This window comes from Psychrobacter sp. Arc29 (assembly GCF_041431175.1).
Classification (GTDB): Bacteria; Pseudomonadota; Gammaproteobacteria; order Pseudomonadales; family Moraxellaceae; genus Psychrobacter.
In genome coordinates this window covers 1-19273 of record NZ_JASMRR010000008.1, presented here as the reverse complement: position 1 = coordinate 19273, position 19273 = coordinate 1, and the positions used below count along the sequence as shown (strand labels likewise).

The following is a 19273-nucleotide window of genomic DNA, read 5'->3' as shown; positions in this document are numbered from 1 at the left end:
TCAGAACAGCCTATGAATTAGTGGTTAGTGCGCTATCCTTTTGTAGCAAGCTCATTGCGAGATTTTTTGCAAACGATTTAAGCTGTTGTTGTAACTCTGGTTGTTCATAAACCGACCCGCCAAGCGTGGCTTGTTGTAGTGACGAGTCAGTAAACATACCGATGGTAAAATAAAGCAAGGTGAACAGACGCAATGGCTTAGTGTGATCGTCAGTGGGACCAAGAAATGTGGACAGATAGCCTTGAAACCTTGCCAATACTTGAATGTCATGTTCAAACAAAGTCACCATTTCTGGGTTATTTTGTACTGAGATATTCTGTGACGCTAGCTTAGCAATCGCTGGATTCTCAATCAGTAAATCCAAAGTTTTATCGATCCACTGCTCTAGCGCTTGGGCGGGCTCAAGTGTGCTATCTGCAATCGCGGCTTCCGTTTGAGATACAAAAGCCAACAGCTGACGAGCATGCATTCTACATACCGCTTCATACAGCGACCGTTTGCTTTGCCAGTGAAAGTGAATGGTGGAGATATTCTTGCCAGATGCTTTTGCGATATCTCGAGTAGTAACCGCTTTAAAGCCTTTAGCCGAAAATAGCGCTTCGGCGCATCGTAAAATGGAGGCGGCGCTACTATTAGGTTCAGATTCGACTCGATCAAGCGAGGTTTCAAAGTCAATTTCAGATAATTTTGTCATGGCTCATTATTAATCAATCAATTGATTGAGTCAAACGTTTTAGATATCCAAACGGTATATAATAATAGCCCTTTTAAGCATTGGTATAACGACTCGCCTCAGGCATCCAGCGGTGAATCAGTTGGCTGACATCTGCTTTTCTCGCAGGATCTGCAATCAAATGCTTCGCCAAACGCTGCGCAATGGCAAATAACTGCTCATCACGGATAAGATCGGCCAAATAGTAGCCAATATTACCTGTCTGGCGTTTACCGAGCAGTTCACCCGGCCCACGCAGCTCTAAGTCTTTTTGAGCGATGACAAAACCATCGGTGCTATCACGCAGGACATTGAGACGCTCTGTCCCCGTCTCTGATAATGGCTTTTGGTACAACAGTACACAGTAACTTTTGGTGGAGCCGCGACCCACGCGACCGCGCAATTGATGCAACTGCGACAGACCTAGACGCTCCGCATTTTCGATGACCATGAGCGACGCATTGGGCACATCAACCCCCACCTCGATAACGGTTGTGGCAATCAGTAAATCTAAATCACCCGCCTTGAATGCTTGCATGATGGCTTGTTTTTCCGCAGATTTCATTTTGCCATGTACCAAGCCAATACGAATGTCTAAGCGCTCATTCAAATCCTCATACGTGGCTTCAGCCGCTTGTGCATCGAGTACGCTAGATGCCTCGACTAACGAGCACACCCAGTATGCTTGCCTGCCTGCTTCGCAATTCACGGCAATGCGTTCGATTACCTCATCGCGTCGATTACGATCAATGGTCACCGTAGTAATGGGAGTACGTCCAGGTGGCAACTCGTCAATGATAGAGGTATCCATATCACCATAGACACTCATGGCAAGTGTCCTTGGAATTGGCGTTGCCGTCATAATCAGCTGATGCGGTGTACTATTGGCCACGCCTTTATTGGTCAGTGCCATGCGCTGCTCGACGCCAAATCGATGCTGCTCATCAATGATCACGAGGCCTAATTTGGCAAACTGCACTTGCTCTTGAAACAATGCATGCGTACCGACCACGATTTGGACCGTGTTTTCCGCAACCGCGTGCAATGCTTCGCGGCGCTGTTTGGCAGTTTGCTTACCCGCGAGCCAACCAACACCGATACCTAGCGGCTCAAACCATTGTTTAAAGTTCACGAGGTGCTGCTCTGCCAAAATCTCAGTCGGTGCCATGACTGCTACCTGCCAACCACTATCGAGCGCATAACCCGCCGCTCCTGCTGCAACCAAAGTCTTGCCAGCGCCCACATCGCCTTGTACCAGTCGCAGCATCGGAATAGAGGTTGCCATATCAGTCGTGATATCTTTCATCACTCGTTTTTGTGCACCTGTTAGATCAAACGGCAAGGCACCAAATAGCTTATCAGCCAGCGAACTGTGGGTCGTACATTTAGGCGCTTTATGCTGATGCAGCTGCTGACGACGGTACAGTAAGCTAAGCTGATGGGCGGTCAACTCTTCGATAATCAAGCGCTGACAGGCAGCATGAGTACGCGCAGTCAGTTGGGTCAACAGTTTATATTGCTGGCTTGCGTTGGTGTAGGTGGGCGGTGTATGTAGCAGTACTAGCGCTTCAAATATCGTTAAGTTGTAGACATTGCTATAAGCGATGCGAGCAGCCGCGCTATGAACATCATTATTGACGCTGTAAACGGACGCAGTAGGCCTATTCACACTATTACCAATCACATGATCAGGCACACTTCGCGCCAATGTCGAAAAAATATCTTCTGGAAATTCTGTCTCTAGCAGTACAGATTTGGCTGGCTCAAAAGGTACTAATGGTAAGTCAGCCACGACTGCGAAGTCTTCAGTCGTAAACAGCGTCATCGGTAGACCCTGACTACGAACCGTTTGCAATGCCAATTTTATCAAAGTGCGTAGCTTATTTTGGTGCAAGCCTTTCACACTAGGATAAATGGGCTGTAGACCCGTATCAGTCGTGGCTATATGATCTGTGATAATTTGATATTCAGGATGGTGTATTTGTTTGCCGTAACGACTGACTTTGACTTCACCAAACAGCTGTAATCGCGTCCCCAAATTCATGGTCTGCGCAAGACCACGATAGACTTTAAAAAACCGCAAAGCTATGGTGCCTGTATCATCGTCCACAGTGACGGTCATGCCGCTGCGTTTAGTATCGACATGGACCACGCGTCCGGTAATCATAGCCGACTGTCCGTGCGCCACTTCTGCGATTGATACCAGTCGACTGCGATCTTCATAATCACGCGGCAAATGCAATAGCAAATCAAATATCCGTTTGATATTCAATTGTGCCAACTGCTCAGCTACCTTTGTCCCAACACCTGCCAGCGCCGTCACTGGCATATCTAACGCCGAGAGTGGCAAGTCAGGCCTTATATGGTCTACTGAATTGGCTGAAGAAACATTCACCGATACTGGCATCAAAGATCCTAACAAGGTTATTTATTATTTTTATCTATGTCATCAACTGTTTTAAATATAACTCACCTAAGGAAGATTGTCATAAAATTACCCGTAAAAACAGCAAAATATAAACATCGATTCATCTCATTATAGCTGAACAGTCAATGACTTATGCTAAGCTATTCCGTCATGACTGCAAAACCCCTCAAGACAACTTGTTTACATCTATCATATGAATAGTAGCTGTCTTATTTTCTACAACATGGTTTTTCTGCATCATGGTTTTTATAAATTACGGTCATTTTATAAGGTGTTTTTTATGTCAGACTCTGCTCTGTATCGACCGTCTTATCAAGGTTTAAGTATATTACGTCTTAGTATGCTTGCCATAGTTGGGTTATGCGTCAGTGCTTGCAGTACCCTAACACCCACTGCTCAAATACCCCAAACGCCAGAGCCTATCGTGGAGTTACCCAGTGTCGCCTTGGTATTGGGTGGCGGCGGTGCCAAAGGGTTTGCTCACGTGGGTGTGATAAAGGCACTGGAAGAGAATGGCATCAAACCAACACTGATCGTCGGCACGAGTGTCGGCAGCTTAATCGGTAGCCTGTATGCTAGTGGGTACACGCCGGTACAGCTTGAGCAATTGGCATTGACCACCACCGATAGCCAGTTGACAGACTTTACGTTGTCCAATCAAGGCTTTGTCGAAGGCATCAAACTCAAAAACTTTATAAATGAAAAAGTTCGCGGACAAGTTATAGAAGACTTTCCAATTGCCTTTGCCGCTATTGCAGCAGAAAAAAACACCTTAAAAAAAGCCGTGCTGACCACTGGCGATGCTGGGCTTGCTGTCCAAGCATCCTGTAGCGTGCCTAATATTTTTATTGCGCCACGTATTCCAGAAAAAGTGGGTAAAAAATATATTGACGGTGGCGTGGTCAGCCTCGTACCCGTTAATAGTGCACGCGACTTGGGCGCTGATATTGTTATCGCTGTTGATGTGACTGCTACTCAAAACAATAACGCCACTGATAATAGAGCACTAACCATCAGCTCATTAAGCGACTTTTGGGGATTTCTCGAAACCAATATCGTATCCCCTACCAATCGCTCCTCATCAATACGCCGCGAACGAGATCGCGCGGATATTGTCATTACGCCAAATGTCGGTCGTAACAGCTCAATAGATACAAGGCAACGTCGTGCGCTCATAGAAGCAGGCGCACAAGCCACAACGCCACAAATCAACGCCATCAAACAGCTGATTCGAGAGAAATCTACTAGCAAATATACGACGCTTTAAATAACTCTATCTGAATACTAATGAATACGGATTTCAATCAACGTCGAACACAACACATAAAAAAGCACCACCGTTGTAAACGGTGGTGCTTTTTTAACAATAAACATCAATATCTGGCGAACTTTTAATATAAAGGTCTCAGCGTTATTTAACGCGCGCGCGATATTTTACTGCAACGGTGTCATTGAGACCGACGCCTTCAAGATCCCAACGAACCGCTTTATAATATTTTAGTGCGACATCTTGTAGCTGGTTGTCTACCTTGGTACGTAGTGGCATACGGGCGAAGTTATTGCCATCGACGCTACCATATGGGAATTCAGGGGCGACTGTATTTAACAGCTCTACTTGATCTGGGATACTCATGGTAACCGTCATCTTACGGACGCGATCGGCATTAGTGTTGGTAAAGTATCCTTGATACTCTAATACGTTACCTGATTGCAAACGAGTATTTGTATCGACAGGGACGAGTACTTCTTGACCATTGGCATCAACACTGACCAACGATGCTGTGATTTTGCTATTGACTGCTTGAGCACTTGAATTGCTGCTCGCATTTGTATTGGCCTGAACTGCCATTGAGCTATCAACTGCTTGCTCTGGTGTTGGCAGCATGGCAGATGCCTGCGTGACTACCATCGCACCGATGAGCGTACCGGCAACAACGTGAAATAGGCGGTGACCGCTCCAAGCACTAAATGGGCTAGCAAATTGGTTACTTTTTTTCATAATTCTCATTATCCCTGATTGATATATCGGTAAAGCACAGATGGCAAAAACTGAGTTGTCTTAATACATAGTCAATAATTAAAAGAATCAGATTCATTATTTTTATTGATTATCTTCGTTCATTGACAGTAAAGCAATAGCGCTTAGCATAGCAAAAAGCATTTGTGTGTACATTAACCCCGTGTTGAGGTTGTGTATATCACCAATGGGCAATAAAAAGACCTCAACACAGCTGAAATAAAAGATAGCTCATAACCGCGTTTTTTGCTATGGTAAATCTTTAGCGTTAGGCATTTTTTTGCTACGCCCTTTTTCTTATTCTAACGACTACTGCTCCCATTATGACTACTAGTTCCATGCCACAGATTAACCCTGAATACGTTCATTGGTTCCGTAACTCTGCCCCATACATTAATACGCATCGCGGTAAGACTTTCGTGATTATGTTTGGCGGTGAAGCGGTCAATCATCCTAACTTCAGCACGCTGATTCATGACTTTGCCTTGCTCCATAGTTTGGGTATCAAGCTGGTACTAGTACACGGCGCGCGACCGCAGATCGAAAAAAACCTAAAAGACGATAATATTGAGTCTCCGCTACATCAAGACATTCGTATCACGCCGCGTGCCGCCATGCCCGCTATCCTGCAAGCGGTTGGCGCGATTCGCTTACAGATCGAAGCACAGCTGTCGATGGGACTGGCCAATTCGCCCATGTACGGCTCACGTATTGATGCCATCTCAGGCAACTTTGTCACGGCGCGCCCTTATGGCATTCGTGAAGGCATTGACTATCAGATGACGGGCGAAGTGCGCTCTATTGACGTTGAGGCCATCAAAAACAATCTATTGCATGACCATATCGTGATATTAGGCTCGATGGGCTATTCTGCGACGGGTGAAGTATTCAATTTGCTGGCTGAAGACGTTGCGCTTAGCGCCGCGGTAGAATTGGGTGCTGATAAGCTGATATTCTTGGGCGAAGAAGCAGGTATCAATGATGGTGATCGCTTGCTACATGAGATGATTCCAAACGAAGTCGATCGCTTCTTGCGTGACCGCGATTTGAACTGTGAAATCAATTATTTCTTGAACTGCGCAAGCTTGGCCTGCCGTCAAGGTGTCCATCGCACGCATATCATTTCCTATGCCAAAAACGGTGCCCTATTAGAAGAGCTATTCACTCGTGACGGATCTGGTACGCTAATCAGCCACGACCCGTACGAAGAAATTCGCCGTGCTAATGTCGATGATGTGGTTGGCCTTCTTGAGCTGTTATCACCGCTAGAAGAACAAGGTATTTTGGTCAGTCGCTCACGTGAGCGCTTAGAGCAAGAAATTGATAATTATAGTGTCATCGAACGCGATGGGATGATTTTGGGTTGTGCAGCGCTGCATACGTTAGATGCAGAATCTGCAGAAATCGCTTGCGTTGCCGTACGTCCTGAATATCGCAATGGTAGCCGCGGCGCTGACTTGCTGGCATTTTTAGAGCAGCAAGCGCGCAGCCATGGTTTATACAAGCTGTTTGTATTGACGACTCGTACCGCGCATTGGTTCGTGGAGCAAGGCTTTGCGGAAGTTGAGGCAAGTGTCTTGCCAGCAGCACGTCTGGAGAAGTACCACAATGGTCGCAACTCTAAAGTCTTTCAAAAAAACCTATAATTTATAGTTAAACTGATATAAAAACCTTTGCTCACAAAAAAGCCTTCATAATGTCTATGAAGGCTTTTTTGTATACTAATGCTTCAACCGCGCATTACTTTACTTTTAATAGCTCAACCGTAAAGATAAGCGTGCTGTTTGGCTCGATACCAGCGTTACCCGCTTCGCCATAGGCGATGTCTGATGGGATATAGAACTCGTACTTGCCGCCTTCTTTCATCAACTGTAGACCTTCCGTCCAGCCAGCGATTACTTGGTTCAGTGGAAACTCAATTGGCTCACCACGCTCATAAGAGCTGTCAAATACGGTACCATCGATCAATTTACCTTCGTAGTTCACTTCCACCACGTCAGTTGCTTTTGGCGATTTACCTGTACCTTCTTTCAATACTTTATATTGTAGGCCAGAATCCGTTTGTTTCACGCCCTCTTTTTTCGCATTTTCTGCTAGGAATGCTGTGCCAGCGGTTTTATTTTCTGTCGCTTTGGTTTGCATGTCTTTTGCGAACTGTTCTTCTTGCTCTTTTTGATACGTCATCAATACTTCTTGCATTTGCTCTTGGGTCAATGCTGAATCATTGCCTTCGTAACCATCACGGAAACCTTTTTCAAAAGTATCCAAGTTCAAATCTTTGACAGCTTCTTTATTGCCTTCTGCCATCATAAATCCTAAGCTATAGCCCACTTTTTCACTTGCTGAGCTCTGTTCAGTGATAGAAACGCTTTGAGCAGCTGTTTCTTGACTGCCGTTATTGGTGCTACAGCCTGTCATTAACAACATAGCACTAGCAAGGGCGCTAATGCTTAAAGTAGTGATTTTTTTCATAGATTACTCTCTGATTGTAAGAATAGTGGCGAGATGTCACATTTCTCTATAATAACAAATCTTAGTTTTGGGAACCACGCTTTACATGAAATTATCGGGCGAATGTACAGTCTGTGTTAATATTTCCTATTATAATAACAAGTTATCACACAAATATAGTGGCAGGTAAAGCTTTCTATCTTTAAATCCATCAATACATAGGCTAAGCTAAATTGGTTAAGGAGATAAGTAATCGAATGTTGGTATTTATCGTTGATATATGAGTGTCAATAGCAAAGCGATAACTAAAAACCAGACTGATACTTTTGATAATCCTCTTTATTCGAAAATTATAATATCTTCACATAACTCAATTTAAAGACACTATTTATAATAAACCATCTATATATTTGTCTCGTTCAACAGTGATTGTACTAACAATACTTTTGAGTGTTACCTATAGGATGATTCAAGGAGGATAAGATGAACCCAATGTACACATCTTTTAACGGTTATCTTGGTGGGCCTATCGGTTCTATCATTGGCGCTATTTTGATATTTATCATTGGTTGGCTGGTCGCACTCGGTATCGCAGCACTTGTCCGCGGTGTGCTCTCTAAAGTCAATCTTAATCAACGCATGAACTCTTCAACCGGTAAAACTTACGATCTTGAGGGAATTATCTCTAAGATTGTTTTTTGGTTTATCTTTATCATTGCTATTTCAGGGGCGCTTAGCCAACTAAACTTAAACTCAATTTCGGCACCATTTGCAAATATGGTTAATCAAGTATTGGCATTTATCCCTAACCTCATCGGTGCGATTGCACTTGGTGTGATTGGTTGGGTCATCGCCACGGTAGCACGCACTGCAATCAATGCCGCGCTTTCTAAAACAACAATGGACGAGCGTCTAAGCGCACAAGCCGGCGTAAAACCGATGAGCAGCACCATCGCTGATATGGTTTACTGGTTCATCTTATTGGTTGTTTTGACCATGGTACTCGGTCAGCTAGAGCTTGATGGTTTGTTTGCGCCATTGACCAATATGGTCGACAAAATCTTCAGCTTTATCCCTAACATTCTAATCGCTGGTGTGGTCTTTGTCGTTGGTTATATCATTGCCAAAGTCGTACGCGGCATTGTAACCAACCTTGTTTCTACTTTTAATGTTCAAGAGTTAGCGACGAAAGCTGGCTTAAGTGAACAAAACAGCCTACCTAATATTGCCGGTTCGTTAGCATTTTTAGTGGTTATTATCCCAACGATTATTGCTGCTTTGAACGCATTAAAAATCGACGTTATTGCTCGCCCTGCGACCAATATGCTAAACAAAATCATGGAAGCATTGCCAAACATCTTCATGGCAGTGGCTATCTTGTTTGTGACTTTTTATGTTGTACGTATGGTTGCAAATATCGTCAAAGGATTGCTTGAAAATACTCAAATCAATCAAATGCCTGCCAAAGTTGGCTTGCAAGAGACTATGGGTGACAAGAGAATCTCTGACTTAGTTGCTTATGCGATTATCTTCTTTGCTATGCTATTTGCTGCTATTGCAGCTGCTGATTTACTAGGTTTCGAGCCTATCTCAGCTATTATTACGATGTTTATCGCATTTGGCGCTAACATCATCTTAGGTGCAATTATCCTGTTTATCGGATTCTGGCTTGCGAATATTATTGCGGGTGTTGTTGAGCGTTCTGAGCAAGGTTCACAATTCTTAGCAAACATTGTCCGTGTATTGATTATGGGCCTTGTACTTGCTATGGGTCTAAAAGCAATGGGTATTGCAGATTCAATCGTGAATCTAGCATTTGGCCTGACGCTAGGTGCCGTCGCCGTCGCCTTTGCCCTATCATTTGGTCTTGGTGGTCAAGAAGCAGCCGCACGTTTCCTACGTAAAATGCAAGATAAAATGGATCGTGAGCGCGACGAAGCAAAAGCAAAATCTACGCTGCAGCCAAGCTCATCAACGCAAGAAAAAGTTGCTGATTCAGTTCGTGACAACACACCTTCAGCTGCTAGCACGTCAACGACTGATTTGCGCACTGATGTGATTGACACTCCTCGCGTAGATACTGATACCAATGATATCTATAACAGTGATCAAATCCTTCCTGGTAATGATCTTAACGATGACATCAATAAATAAGTATCAATAATTACCTACTCTTAGATAAGAAAAAGACAGCCTAGGCTGTCTTTTTTTGTGAGTGTCAGTATAAATTAGTCTTACAGCAGCTTCTAGTAGAATACCCAGCTCAATTCTAAAAGTATGTTACATGCTCATTATTTCTTTCGCGCCGGTATAGTAAGACTTAGACGTACTTGAGGCAACTTGTCAGCTTGAGGATGACTTTCAGAGTTTTGAGCGGTTTTCTTGTCTGTCTCTTGCGTATTCTTGTCTGCCTCTTGCGTATTCTTGTCTGCCTCTTGCGTATTTGGATGCGATTTTTTACTCTTTAGTTGTTGTATTTGCTTGGTTAGCTGCCGCTCTCTTTGCGTCATCGCGTCCACTGACTGAATCCACACATCAATATCGATGAACGTTTCATTTGCCTCAGTAATAAAGTCGATACCGAGTACAACGATATGATGCAGCTCTGCTATTGGCAATCGAGTCGCAACATCCTGTGCAATCTTGGCTAGATTCGGTTGAATAGCATTTTTGCTATTCTGTGCTTGAGCATCTTGTCCATAAAATATCAGTACATAATGCCGCCCCAAGCTTTCGTAGGAATGCTGATGTACGATATAACCATCTTGTTGCAGCGCCTTACTTTGCTTAGGATGTCTATATAATGTACGGATCAGCTCATGACGCGAGAATAGAGACTCATCTAATAGTTGCTGCTGCCAACGAAACCCTAGCGGCTCAGATGGTGATTCTTGATCATTACTAGATGTCTGCTTATCAGCATATGCTGCTATCATTTGTGTACTGAGCTGTGACCATAGCGTGGCTGCCTGCTGCATATGCTGTTGATACATCTGCGCAGTTGTGCTCTGATTCTTATATGCAAGCGCCATGGCCACCAATGCTGGATTGGGTTTATCCTGAATGTCGTACTTGATAAGTGCATTGTCTACTGTGATCGCAGGTGTGAATAAAGAGGCGCTTTGCAAAAATTGAGCGACTAGCACTTGTTCTGATACAAAACTTGGGACATGGCTGATAGCCGAATATTGTAGTTGCTCTAAGTGATGACTCAAAAACCGCCATAACTCACAGGGTGTTTGTACCGCGATCAGTATTGAGTGCCAGTCGTGCCAGCTGAAGACTTGCAATTGCCGCCTGCCCTCACTCATGTCTACAACCAAATCCTCCAAAAAATAACGAGCACCAAAAGCATGTTGCAAGTGATTTGAGTGCTTGCTGTCCTGACTATCAGCATCTTTCTTATGACCATTCACTACATCATCAGTCAGCTGAATATCAAAAACCAAAACATCATGAGTCTCTGCAACCTGTTCATTTTGAGACAATGATGATTTATGCCATGCCAGCGCAGCCTTTATAGCAGCCATACGTGCTCGCTCCATATCAGCTGAGCTTGTACTCATGGGCAAGTATAATGTCAGTGCCAGCAGTTGCAGCTTGCCCGCCGAGAGCTGGTAATGATAGTGGCGGGTGCTATAGCGAGCATCATATTGCTGTTCAATAGTCTGCATACCAGCCAAAGCGATGTCTACCGCTGCTGCCTGTAAGTAACAGGCCAGCTCACTAGCAAGATAGCCCCCATCGGATATTGTAGTAGACGAATGAGACACAGATTCTAGCCCTTTATAATCTTATGATATGTGATGAATGACATTTTGGCTGATTAAAATGACGGCATATTTATAAATATAGTTATCAGCGTTTCAACATTTTTACGAATGTAAAATTACGCTACATAAGCACTATCAGACACAGTCGCTTTCAACGTAATGACTTGTTATGATGATATCAAAGCAGCAATGCTTGTGCGTGGATCTTATAGTTATAAGCTGCGCTCACGTATCAATGTCAGGTACGTTTATCGAATTTTAATAAGTACTATATAATAACAAGGATTGAACATTATGAAGCGTTTTAAAGAAAAAACCGTCATCGTTACTGGAGCAGGTTCAGGCATTGGCCGGGCAACTGCTATTCGCTTCGCCGAGGAAGGCGCGAGAGTCGTTTTGGTAGGACGTACAGCTGAAACATTAGAGCAGACAGCAGCAGAGTTCCCAGAAGATCATACTTGGATTCATACCGACAACTACCTATGTGTCACTTGTGATATCAGCGTACAAAGCCAAGTACAAGGGATGATTAGCAGCGCGATTGATAAGTTCGAGAAGATTGATATTTTGGTAAATAACGCAGGAAAAGCGATTCAAGGTAAAATAACAAACCTATCCTCTGACGATTGGCACTCGGCTATCAATATCAATTTAAATGGTACATTCTATGTCTGCCAAGCCGCCATGCCTCATCTAATCGCCACCAAGGGCAATATCGTCAATGTCTCATCTCTCTCAGGTATGGGCGGTGATTGGAACATGGCCGCCTATAACGCTGCCAAAGCGGGCGTCACCAACTTGACGCGTACGCTAGCGATGGATCACGGCCCTGATGGTGTGCGTGTCAATGCCGTCAACCCAAGCGTGACCAAAACCAATATGACGACTGCTATTCAAGACAATGATAGTAAAATAGATAAATTTCTAGCCCGTTGTCCACTTGGACGTTTGGCAGCACCAGAAGATATTGCCGCCGCCATTACGTTTTTAGCGAGTAATGATGCTTCTATGATTACTGGGGTAAATCTACCAGTTGACGGTGGTGTCAGCGCGTCTAATGGGCAGCCACAGTTTTAGTATTTCGTACTTTTTGAGCTTGTAACTATTGAAGTGATTTTATTTAAAAAAGCCCCTGATAATTTAATATCAGGGGCTTTTTTATTTTTGGAGCTAAATTATAGAAATTTATTAAGGTCAGTACCAATAATGCTGCCACAAGCTTTATTCAGCTGCGTTATTAACATCCTGTAGCGGCTGCGATAAACGCTCAGGGTGGCGCGGCATCACGCCTTGATACTGAGCATAGATTTTTGGTAAATCTGCTTCGATATCGCCAGTTGGATGAACCAGAGACAAAAAACGCACTTCCTTAGTATTATAATCCAATGCAACTGGCAAGATAGGAACGCCAGCACCAACGGCCAAATAATAAAACCCCGTCTTCCAGCTCTCGGTATATTCTCGTGTACCCTCGGGTGCTAATCCCAAAAACAGCGGCTTGCCCGTTTTGAATTTATCGATACTTGATTGTAGTACTGAGCCCTTATCACTACGATTGATAGGAATGACCCCTATCCAATTCAATAATTGCGCAAATACAGGCACCTTAAATAGTGTGTGCTTACCCATGATACTAATTTTCAAATCCAGCGCAAATAAGCTAGGAATCGCGTAAACCCCATCGACATTGGAGGTATGCGGTAGTGCCAATACCACGGCCTGAGAGATATTAGGTATCTCACCGACTGTCCGCCACCCTGCTGTTTTCATCAACCAAGAGCCAATGATGGGCGATACTTTATTGCCACGCCTAGGCACGTTTTCACCCACCTGCTCTCTACTAAGAATCGGCAGTATTTTTGAGCGCGCAGACGGAGCAGCATCAGACTTAGAGCGTTTAAAAATCTTTGGTATCATGACAGTATAATATAATGAAGTTACTGACATCATAACATTAAGCCTATAAGGCGAGGCTGATTTTTGCGTGCTTTTACTATGTACAAGAGCGCTTAGTCATAAATATAAGTAATACCCTATATTGTTCACTCTTGTACATACTTCTCAAGACTCACTGATATCGATTAAGAAATATCAGCCAAGTCCCCTTTACTCTCAAGCCAAGACTTACGATCAGCGGCACGTTTCTTTGCTAGTAGCATATCCATAATACCATTGGTCAGTATCATGTCATCCATATCTAGCTGCACTAACCGGCGTGTATCTCGGCTCATCGTTGTCTCACGCAGTTGCTCAGCGCTCATTTCACCTAGACCCTTAAAACGGGTGATTTGCGCTTTCTTATTACCTGGTACATTGGACAAAATATGCGCAAGCTCTGGCTCATCCAATGCATAGTGGACTTCTTTACCCACATCCACGCGGTAGAGCGGCGGCATGGCAACGAACAAATGACCCGCATCGACCAGCGCAGGGAAATGCTTCACAAATAACGCGCAGATCAGCGTCGCAATATGCAGTCCGTCAGAGTCCGCATCTGCCAAGATACATATTTTGTCATAGCGCAGCTCGGACAGATCATCAGAAGCCGGATCCACACCGATCGCAATAGCAATATCATGAATCTCTTGACTTGATAGTACCGTATCTGAGGATACTTCCCATGTATTCAAAATCTTACCGCGCAGAGGTAATATCGCCTGATAATGACGATCGCGTGCTTGCTTAGCACTACCGCCTGCCGAGTCACCCTCTACCAAGAACAGTTCCGCGCCATCACGCAGATCACCGCGACAATCTGCCAATTTACCTGGCAATGCAGGCCCTTGTGTGATTTTCTTACGAGCGACTTTTTTGGCTGATTTTAGGCGACGTCCAGCTTTGTTAATCGCTAATTCCGCAATCTGCGTACCCATATCAGCATGTTGGTTTAACCACAAACTAAAGGCATCTTTTGCCAATGTCTGTACGGCGCCAGCAGCCTCGCGGCTAGATAGGCGCTCTTTGGTCTGACCAGAGAACTGCGGCTCAGAGAACTTCAAGGATAAGATATAGTTCACGCCATCCCACACATCTTCTGCGGTCAGTTTTACACTGCGCGGTAGCAAGTTATGAATATCACAAAACTCACGCAACGCTTCTAGGATACCCGTGCGCAGTCCATTGACGTGGGTACCGCCCTGCGCTGTCGGGATCAGGTTCACATAGCTTTCCTGAATCGGTGTACCACCATCAGGCAACCAAGACAATGCAAAGGTAATAGCAGCACGTTCACCCGCTTTCGCATCGTAATTATAATAAAATGGTGCTTCTGGCAATGTTTCAAGGCCGTCTAGCTGCTCGCTTAGATACTCAACTACCCCATCCGTAAACTGCCAAACGACCTTTTCATCGTTGATATCATCAGTGAATTCAATCGTCAGTCCCGCTGCCAAAACTGCTTTGGCTTTTAGATTGTGCTTGAGCTGCTTCACATTAAATTTAGGCGTATCAAAAAAGCTGCCATCGGCCCAAAAGTGTACTCTAGTACCACGTTTGCGTTTATTGGAGCTGACCGCTTCCGTCAACGGCGTCACGGGTGCGCCATTCTCAAACGCCATATCAAACTGCGTACTATCACGCCATACTGTCACTTCAACGCGCGTGGATAACGCATTGACGACAGAGATACCCACCCCATGCAAGCCGCCCGAAACTTCATAATTAGAGGTCGAAAACTTGCCACCCGCATGCAAACGGGTCAAAATCAGCTCAATACCGGATTGACCAAACTCAGGGTGAATATCAGTCGGCATACCGCGCCCATCATCCTCGACAGACAGCGACCCATCACTGTGTAGCTGCACTTTAATGGTTTTGGCATAACCCGCCAACGCTTCATCCACCGAGTTATCAATGACCTCTTGCGCCAAATGGTTTGGTCGCGTGGTATCGGTATACATACCTGGGCGACGACGGACGGGTTCAAGCCCTTCTAAAACTTCTAACGATTGCGCATTATATTGACTCACAAATGCATCCTTAACTATTCATGTGCGTTTAACTCTATAAAACCATTATAACGAAAAATAGCGACGTTAAGATCAATAGTCCATCGTTCACGTCATATAATGTCGTCTATCTAATATTTTACTAAATCCTGTATCACTTCTATTACCATCGGTAGCTGCTCACCGAAGTCACTAAAGCGATGATCGCCGCCTGCTTGTACGGTTACCGATGTGCCCTGCCCTTCATAAAAAGCTTGAGACAATTCAGAATTTAACAGCTCATCTCCTTCTTTCAGTAGTACCGCAACTTTATTGGGATAAATAACTTGAGATATCCGATGATCTGCAAACCACTGTAAATCTGACGGCGTGATACGCCAGCCACCAGCCGTCGTATGCAGAACTTGATTATCTGATGACTCATCACTACTATCTTGATTTGATACTGAGTTATCAGAAAAACGCTGTAGGGTAATATGAGGCTGCGTGCTAGGATTTAGCAGCAATGCAGGACAACCTATTTGATTGCTTATTAAAGTAGAAAAATACCCACCCAACGAGCTACCGACCAATACCGTGTTGGACGATCCCGTCTGTTGGTCTTGGCTATTGTTTAACCCTTCTATCAATGACAACAATTGCTCACGCACTTGCGCAGGCGATTTATTCAAATCAGGACGCAGCACCGTGATATCAGGATGATGATGCTGGCAGTATTTTTCTAACAGCAGCCCTTTAGTCGAGTTCGCATCGCTGTCCAATCCATGGATATAAATCAGGTTCACGTATCATCTCACTTATTAATTTTGTTATGATTGTCTTATATAGGCCAGTGACGCTAAGCATAGCACCCGATGCGCAAAAATAATAACAATAAAACGGCACACTATTAGTCGGTATTTGCGACATAATAATATAGTCACAATCGTTTTGTGCCAGTCAAAGGAATGACGGTAATCGCAATGGAGTCGCCATGAATCAACAGTTTGAGCTGTTCGACATTGACAACCCTTGTATTGGTGTCTGTCAAAGCAATAAAAAAGGCTATTGCTTTGGTTGCCTGCGCAGTCGAGCCGAGCGCCAACGATGGCATCATATGACAACAGAGCAGCAACGCGAGGTGCTAAGGCTTATCGCAGGACGTAAGCTGCGTATCGAGCTCATGCGACTGCGTAAAAACGAGCAGTTAGGCTTTGATTTTGAGGAAGACGTTGAGATGGGTGAGTTGTTTTGAGGAATACGGATCAAATAATAATTTCTATTATCCTTATCCTAATTTAATGATTTTTTATATCACATTTGCACCCTTTAATGCCCAAACAATTACATCCTCCTTCTCTAGTTGAGGTTGACGACCTAATTCAAAATTAGGGCACATAAAAAACACAAACTTCAATTTGGCATCAGTTGCTAGTACTTTATTTATATCTTTCTTAAGCTTTTGATTGCTCGTTGGAGTCACTGCGGCAAAAACCTCAGCAGCCAATTCGCCACATTCTGATTCAATATCAGAACCTGGAGCAGTTCCAAGATTAAGCTTAAATGGAGCTAGTTCTGCGTATTCAGTAAATAGAATTTCTAATGCGTAAAAAGATGCTAGATAAGTAAAAGACTGATTAATCTGCTCGATAATATTAAGCACACGCTTAGAATCTAAAGGATCAAAACCTACACCACCAAACTTCATTTTCGAAAAAAGCGTTTGTGAAGAGGTTAAACTAACGTCAGAGCTAATCTGAAGTAAGGTCTTATCCATAGACTCATACAATTTTCGCTCAAGTTGTTCAAGCTCTTTAATATCATTTACTGTGAAAGACTTAAGCATACAGATCCTTTAGTCTGCTTAGTGTAATTAGTAAGTCAGGCCATCCTTGAGCTTATCAATATCTTTTAACATTAGCTCTGCTCTTAAGTCGATAAATTCAGGATATTCAAGTGTTGAATAATCTATCGAACTTGGGCTAGGTAAATAATTAGAAGCAAATATATCTTCAGCTTCTAAGCCTAATTCACTTATCAAGCGTGGTAAATATTTATTAGGATGATCGTCACTTATTGCATTATTTTCTGATGCTGCTAACATGCAAAAGTTTGCCAGGCTATTATGCTCTCCAGATGACTCAACCCTCTTCAGATGAGCTTTAGGATAAATATGATGAAACTGTTTACTATTGTAATTTGATAATGCTATTTCAGGATCAATCAGAGCTCCATTCGTAAGATTCCTAGGTCTTTTTAAAGCAAGCAATATTATGAGCGCTCGAGATCTAGAATTGTTACTTCTGAATGCTAAATTTTTAAAAGTCTCTTTGGAAGGGATATTTCCAAATGACTTCTTGGGATCTTCACCATTTACAACGTATAAGTCTATCGCTTCAAGATCTTGAGAAACAAATGACTCTGATGCTCCTCTATATCTTTCAGATAAAGCACTCAACCAGAACCATTGCCTAACACGTCTGACATCTTCGAGGGAAAGCGTTTTTCGTTTTGAAAAAACGTATGCAAGTACAATCGCAATTGCCTCATATGGAAGAAAATCCCAACTGTATATTTTAAATTCTGTCTTTAGTAAATCTACAGTCTTAAGTAGAGCGATTTTTGCTACTTCTACTAAGGCATCCATGTCATCTTTAGATAAGTTTCTAAGTGATAAAACCTGATCTTTCTTTATACCTTGATGCTTTATAGCAGATAGACATTTAAGAACGGTATTACCATCAATATCGTCAAACCCCTTAGGTCTCAAAGACTGTGCAATTTTTTCGGCCTCTTCATTTAAGTCAAATGTCTCAGTCCAAGTTGCAGCAACCATCAAATCATATGTCGAAAGTCTAGTCCCTGAGCTATTTATTCTTTCAAAAATTGGACATACTTCTTCGACTGTAAGTTCTTTTAGAGTGACAACTGGAATTCTATAATTTGTAATGACATCAATTAGACCATCCAATCTACTCTGCAAATCATTCGAATTTGGATAACTTACAAGCCCAGAGCGAAAATTAAGAAGTTTAGTAGTGTTATATAGGATGCGAAGAGGAAATTGAGTTTGACTAAATTTTTCTGGTGACTCCATAAAACACTCGTCTATGAGATCATAAACGACATCAAAACCATCTTGACCTTCTAAAGCTCCAAGCGCTGAAAAAATTACAGTCAATCTTTGCTGTCCGTCAAGAACGTAGTCAGTAGGAGACATATCATCGGTTGCTGGTAATTTAAAGGCTCCAATATTTCTCTCTACGGCCAACGAATTTTTTGTACGCCACAGTAGCAAACTACCCACTGGATAATTACTTGCAATTGAATCAAGAAGTTTCAATGCTTGTTCTTCTTTCCAAACAAACTTACGCTGAAATTGAGGAACTTTGATTTGTCCAGAATTTATATCTGCGATTAAATCTTTTAAGAAAGGAGTTCCTGTCTCTAGTCTAGTTGCAATATTTGCTGCCATGAAGTCCCTTAACTTAAATTTATTTAATCTTGAGATTTATCTTATTGAAAGGTTTATAAAGATACTGCGATTGAAATTTTATCAATCAGATTAAATTTATTTATTATTGCACAATTGTTTTTTATTATAAAGTAAATATTGTCCGATAATAATTTTAAGAATTATATAGCTGAAAATAATGTTGAATTCTATAATTATTTTAAGAAACTCCAAACAAAGAAAAGCCCCCTCTGCTTTCGCAAAGGGGGCTTTTACTTAGAATAGAGAGCTGACGATGACCTGAGCGCCGTAAAAATTGCATGCCAATCTTAGGCAGCGCAAGAGCAAATCCTTTAAATAGGATTTGCTGCGTAGGTCACTAGGAATAAAAGATAAAAAAAAGAGCCACCCAATTAAGGATGACTCTTTTTAAGTATAGAGAGCTGACGATGACCTACTCTCACATGGGCGAACCACACTACCATTGGCGCAACGATGTTTCACTTCTGAGT

15 protein-coding genes are annotated in these 19273 nt (G+C 43.1%); 5 read left to right on the top strand and 10 right to left on the bottom strand.

Annotated elements, in window-relative coordinates; genetic code table 11:
• Positions 1–10 precede the first annotated feature (10 nt).
• Both QO189_RS11105 and recG read right to left on the bottom strand, forming a co-directional pair.
• Positions 11–694, bottom strand: coding sequence for a TetR/AcrR family transcriptional regulator (locus QO189_RS11105; protein WP_371532773.1), 684 nt, complete (start codon positions 692–694; stop codon positions 11–13).
• A gap of 73 nt (positions 695–767) precedes the next feature.
• Positions 768–3119: an ATP-dependent DNA helicase RecG gene (recG, locus tag QO189_RS11100; RefSeq protein ID WP_371532772.1), complete on the bottom strand. Its 2352-nt coding sequence runs from the start codon at positions 3117–3119 to the stop codon at positions 768–770.
• A 301-nt stretch (positions 3120–3420) separates the two neighbouring features.
• Between recG and QO189_RS11095 the strand changes: the two genes are divergently transcribed.
• Entirely contained in the window at positions 3421–4407 is a 987-nt protein-coding gene (locus tag QO189_RS11095) for a patatin-like phospholipase family protein (RefSeq protein WP_371532771.1), read from the top strand.
• 144 nt (positions 4408–4551) lie between these two features.
• Here the strand turns inward: QO189_RS11095 and QO189_RS11090 are convergent, their stop codons facing one another.
• Entirely contained in the window at positions 4552–5139 is a 588-nt protein-coding gene (locus QO189_RS11090) for a hypothetical protein (protein WP_371532770.1), read from the bottom strand.
• A 341-nt stretch (positions 5140–5480) separates the two neighbouring features.
• On the opposite strand from QO189_RS11090, the gene argA reads away from it, so the two are divergent.
• Positions 5481–6803, top strand: a complete 1323-nt coding sequence (gene argA, locus QO189_RS11085; RefSeq protein ID WP_371532769.1) for an amino-acid N-acetyltransferase — start codon at positions 5481–5483, stop codon at positions 6801–6803.
• 94 nt (positions 6804–6897) lie between these two features.
• Here the strand turns inward: argA and QO189_RS11080 are convergent, their stop codons facing one another.
• Positions 6898–7629 carry an FKBP-type peptidyl-prolyl cis-trans isomerase gene (locus tag QO189_RS11080; protein ID WP_058025059.1) on the bottom strand — a complete coding sequence of 244 codons (732 nt, stop codon included), beginning with the start codon at positions 7627–7629 and terminating at the stop codon, positions 6898–6900.
• Between the two features lie 462 nt (positions 7630–8091).
• Here QO189_RS11080 and QO189_RS11075 point away from each other — a divergent pair, with 462 nt between their 5' ends.
• The gene (locus QO189_RS11075) at positions 8092–9762 is read left to right on the top strand and encodes a mechanosensitive ion channel (protein WP_371532768.1); all 1671 of its coding nucleotides are present in this window, start codon (positions 8092–8094) and stop codon (positions 9760–9762) included.
• Positions 9763–9899: 137 nt separating this feature from the next.
• On the opposite strand, the gene QO189_RS11070 is transcribed toward QO189_RS11075, so the two are convergent.
• Positions 9900–11381: a hypothetical protein gene (locus QO189_RS11070; protein WP_371532767.1), complete on the bottom strand. Its 1482-nt coding sequence runs from the start codon at positions 11379–11381 to the stop codon at positions 9900–9902.
• Between the two features lie 294 nt (positions 11382–11675).
• Between QO189_RS11070 and QO189_RS11065 the strand changes: the two genes are divergently transcribed.
• Positions 11676–12458: an SDR family NAD(P)-dependent oxidoreductase gene (locus QO189_RS11065; RefSeq protein WP_371532766.1), complete on the top strand. Its 783-nt coding sequence runs from the start codon at positions 11676–11678 to the stop codon at positions 12456–12458.
• A 144-nt stretch (positions 12459–12602) separates the two neighbouring features.
• Here the strand turns inward: QO189_RS11065 and QO189_RS11060 are convergent, their stop codons facing one another.
• The 3 genes from QO189_RS11060 to QO189_RS11050 form a co-directional block, all read right to left on the bottom strand.
• Positions 12603–13331: a lysophospholipid acyltransferase family protein gene (locus QO189_RS11060; protein ID WP_371532765.1), complete on the bottom strand. Its 729-nt coding sequence runs from the start codon at positions 13329–13331 to the stop codon at positions 12603–12605.
• A gap of 131 nt (positions 13332–13462) precedes the next feature.
• On the bottom strand, positions 13463–15349 hold the full coding sequence (gene parE, locus QO189_RS11055; protein WP_371532764.1) for a DNA topoisomerase IV subunit B: 1887 nt from the start codon (positions 15347–15349) through the stop codon (positions 13463–13465).
• A gap of 110 nt (positions 15350–15459) precedes the next feature.
• On the bottom strand, positions 15460–16113 hold the full coding sequence (locus QO189_RS11050) for a YqiA/YcfP family alpha/beta fold hydrolase (protein WP_371532763.1): 654 nt from the start codon (positions 16111–16113) through the stop codon (positions 15460–15462).
• Positions 16114–16301: 188 nt separating this feature from the next.
• Here QO189_RS11050 and QO189_RS11045 point away from each other — a divergent pair, with 188 nt between their 5' ends.
• Positions 16302–16562 (top strand): DUF1289 domain-containing protein, encoded by a 261-nt coding sequence (locus QO189_RS11045; protein ID WP_371532762.1) that lies wholly within the window; start codon positions 16302–16304, stop codon positions 16560–16562.
• 54 nt (positions 16563–16616) lie between these two features.
• On the opposite strand, the gene QO189_RS11040 is transcribed toward QO189_RS11045, so the two are convergent.
• Both QO189_RS11040 and QO189_RS11035 read right to left on the bottom strand, forming a co-directional pair.
• Positions 16617–17153 carry a hypothetical protein gene (locus QO189_RS11040; RefSeq protein WP_371532761.1) on the bottom strand — a complete coding sequence of 179 codons (537 nt, stop codon included), beginning with the start codon at positions 17151–17153 and terminating at the stop codon, positions 16617–16619.
• A gap of 27 nt (positions 17154–17180) precedes the next feature.
• The gene (locus QO189_RS11035) at positions 17181–18782 is read right to left on the bottom strand and encodes a DUF262 domain-containing protein (protein ID WP_371532760.1); all 1602 of its coding nucleotides are present in this window, start codon (positions 18780–18782) and stop codon (positions 17181–17183) included.
• Positions 18783–19273: the final 491 nt, after the last annotated feature.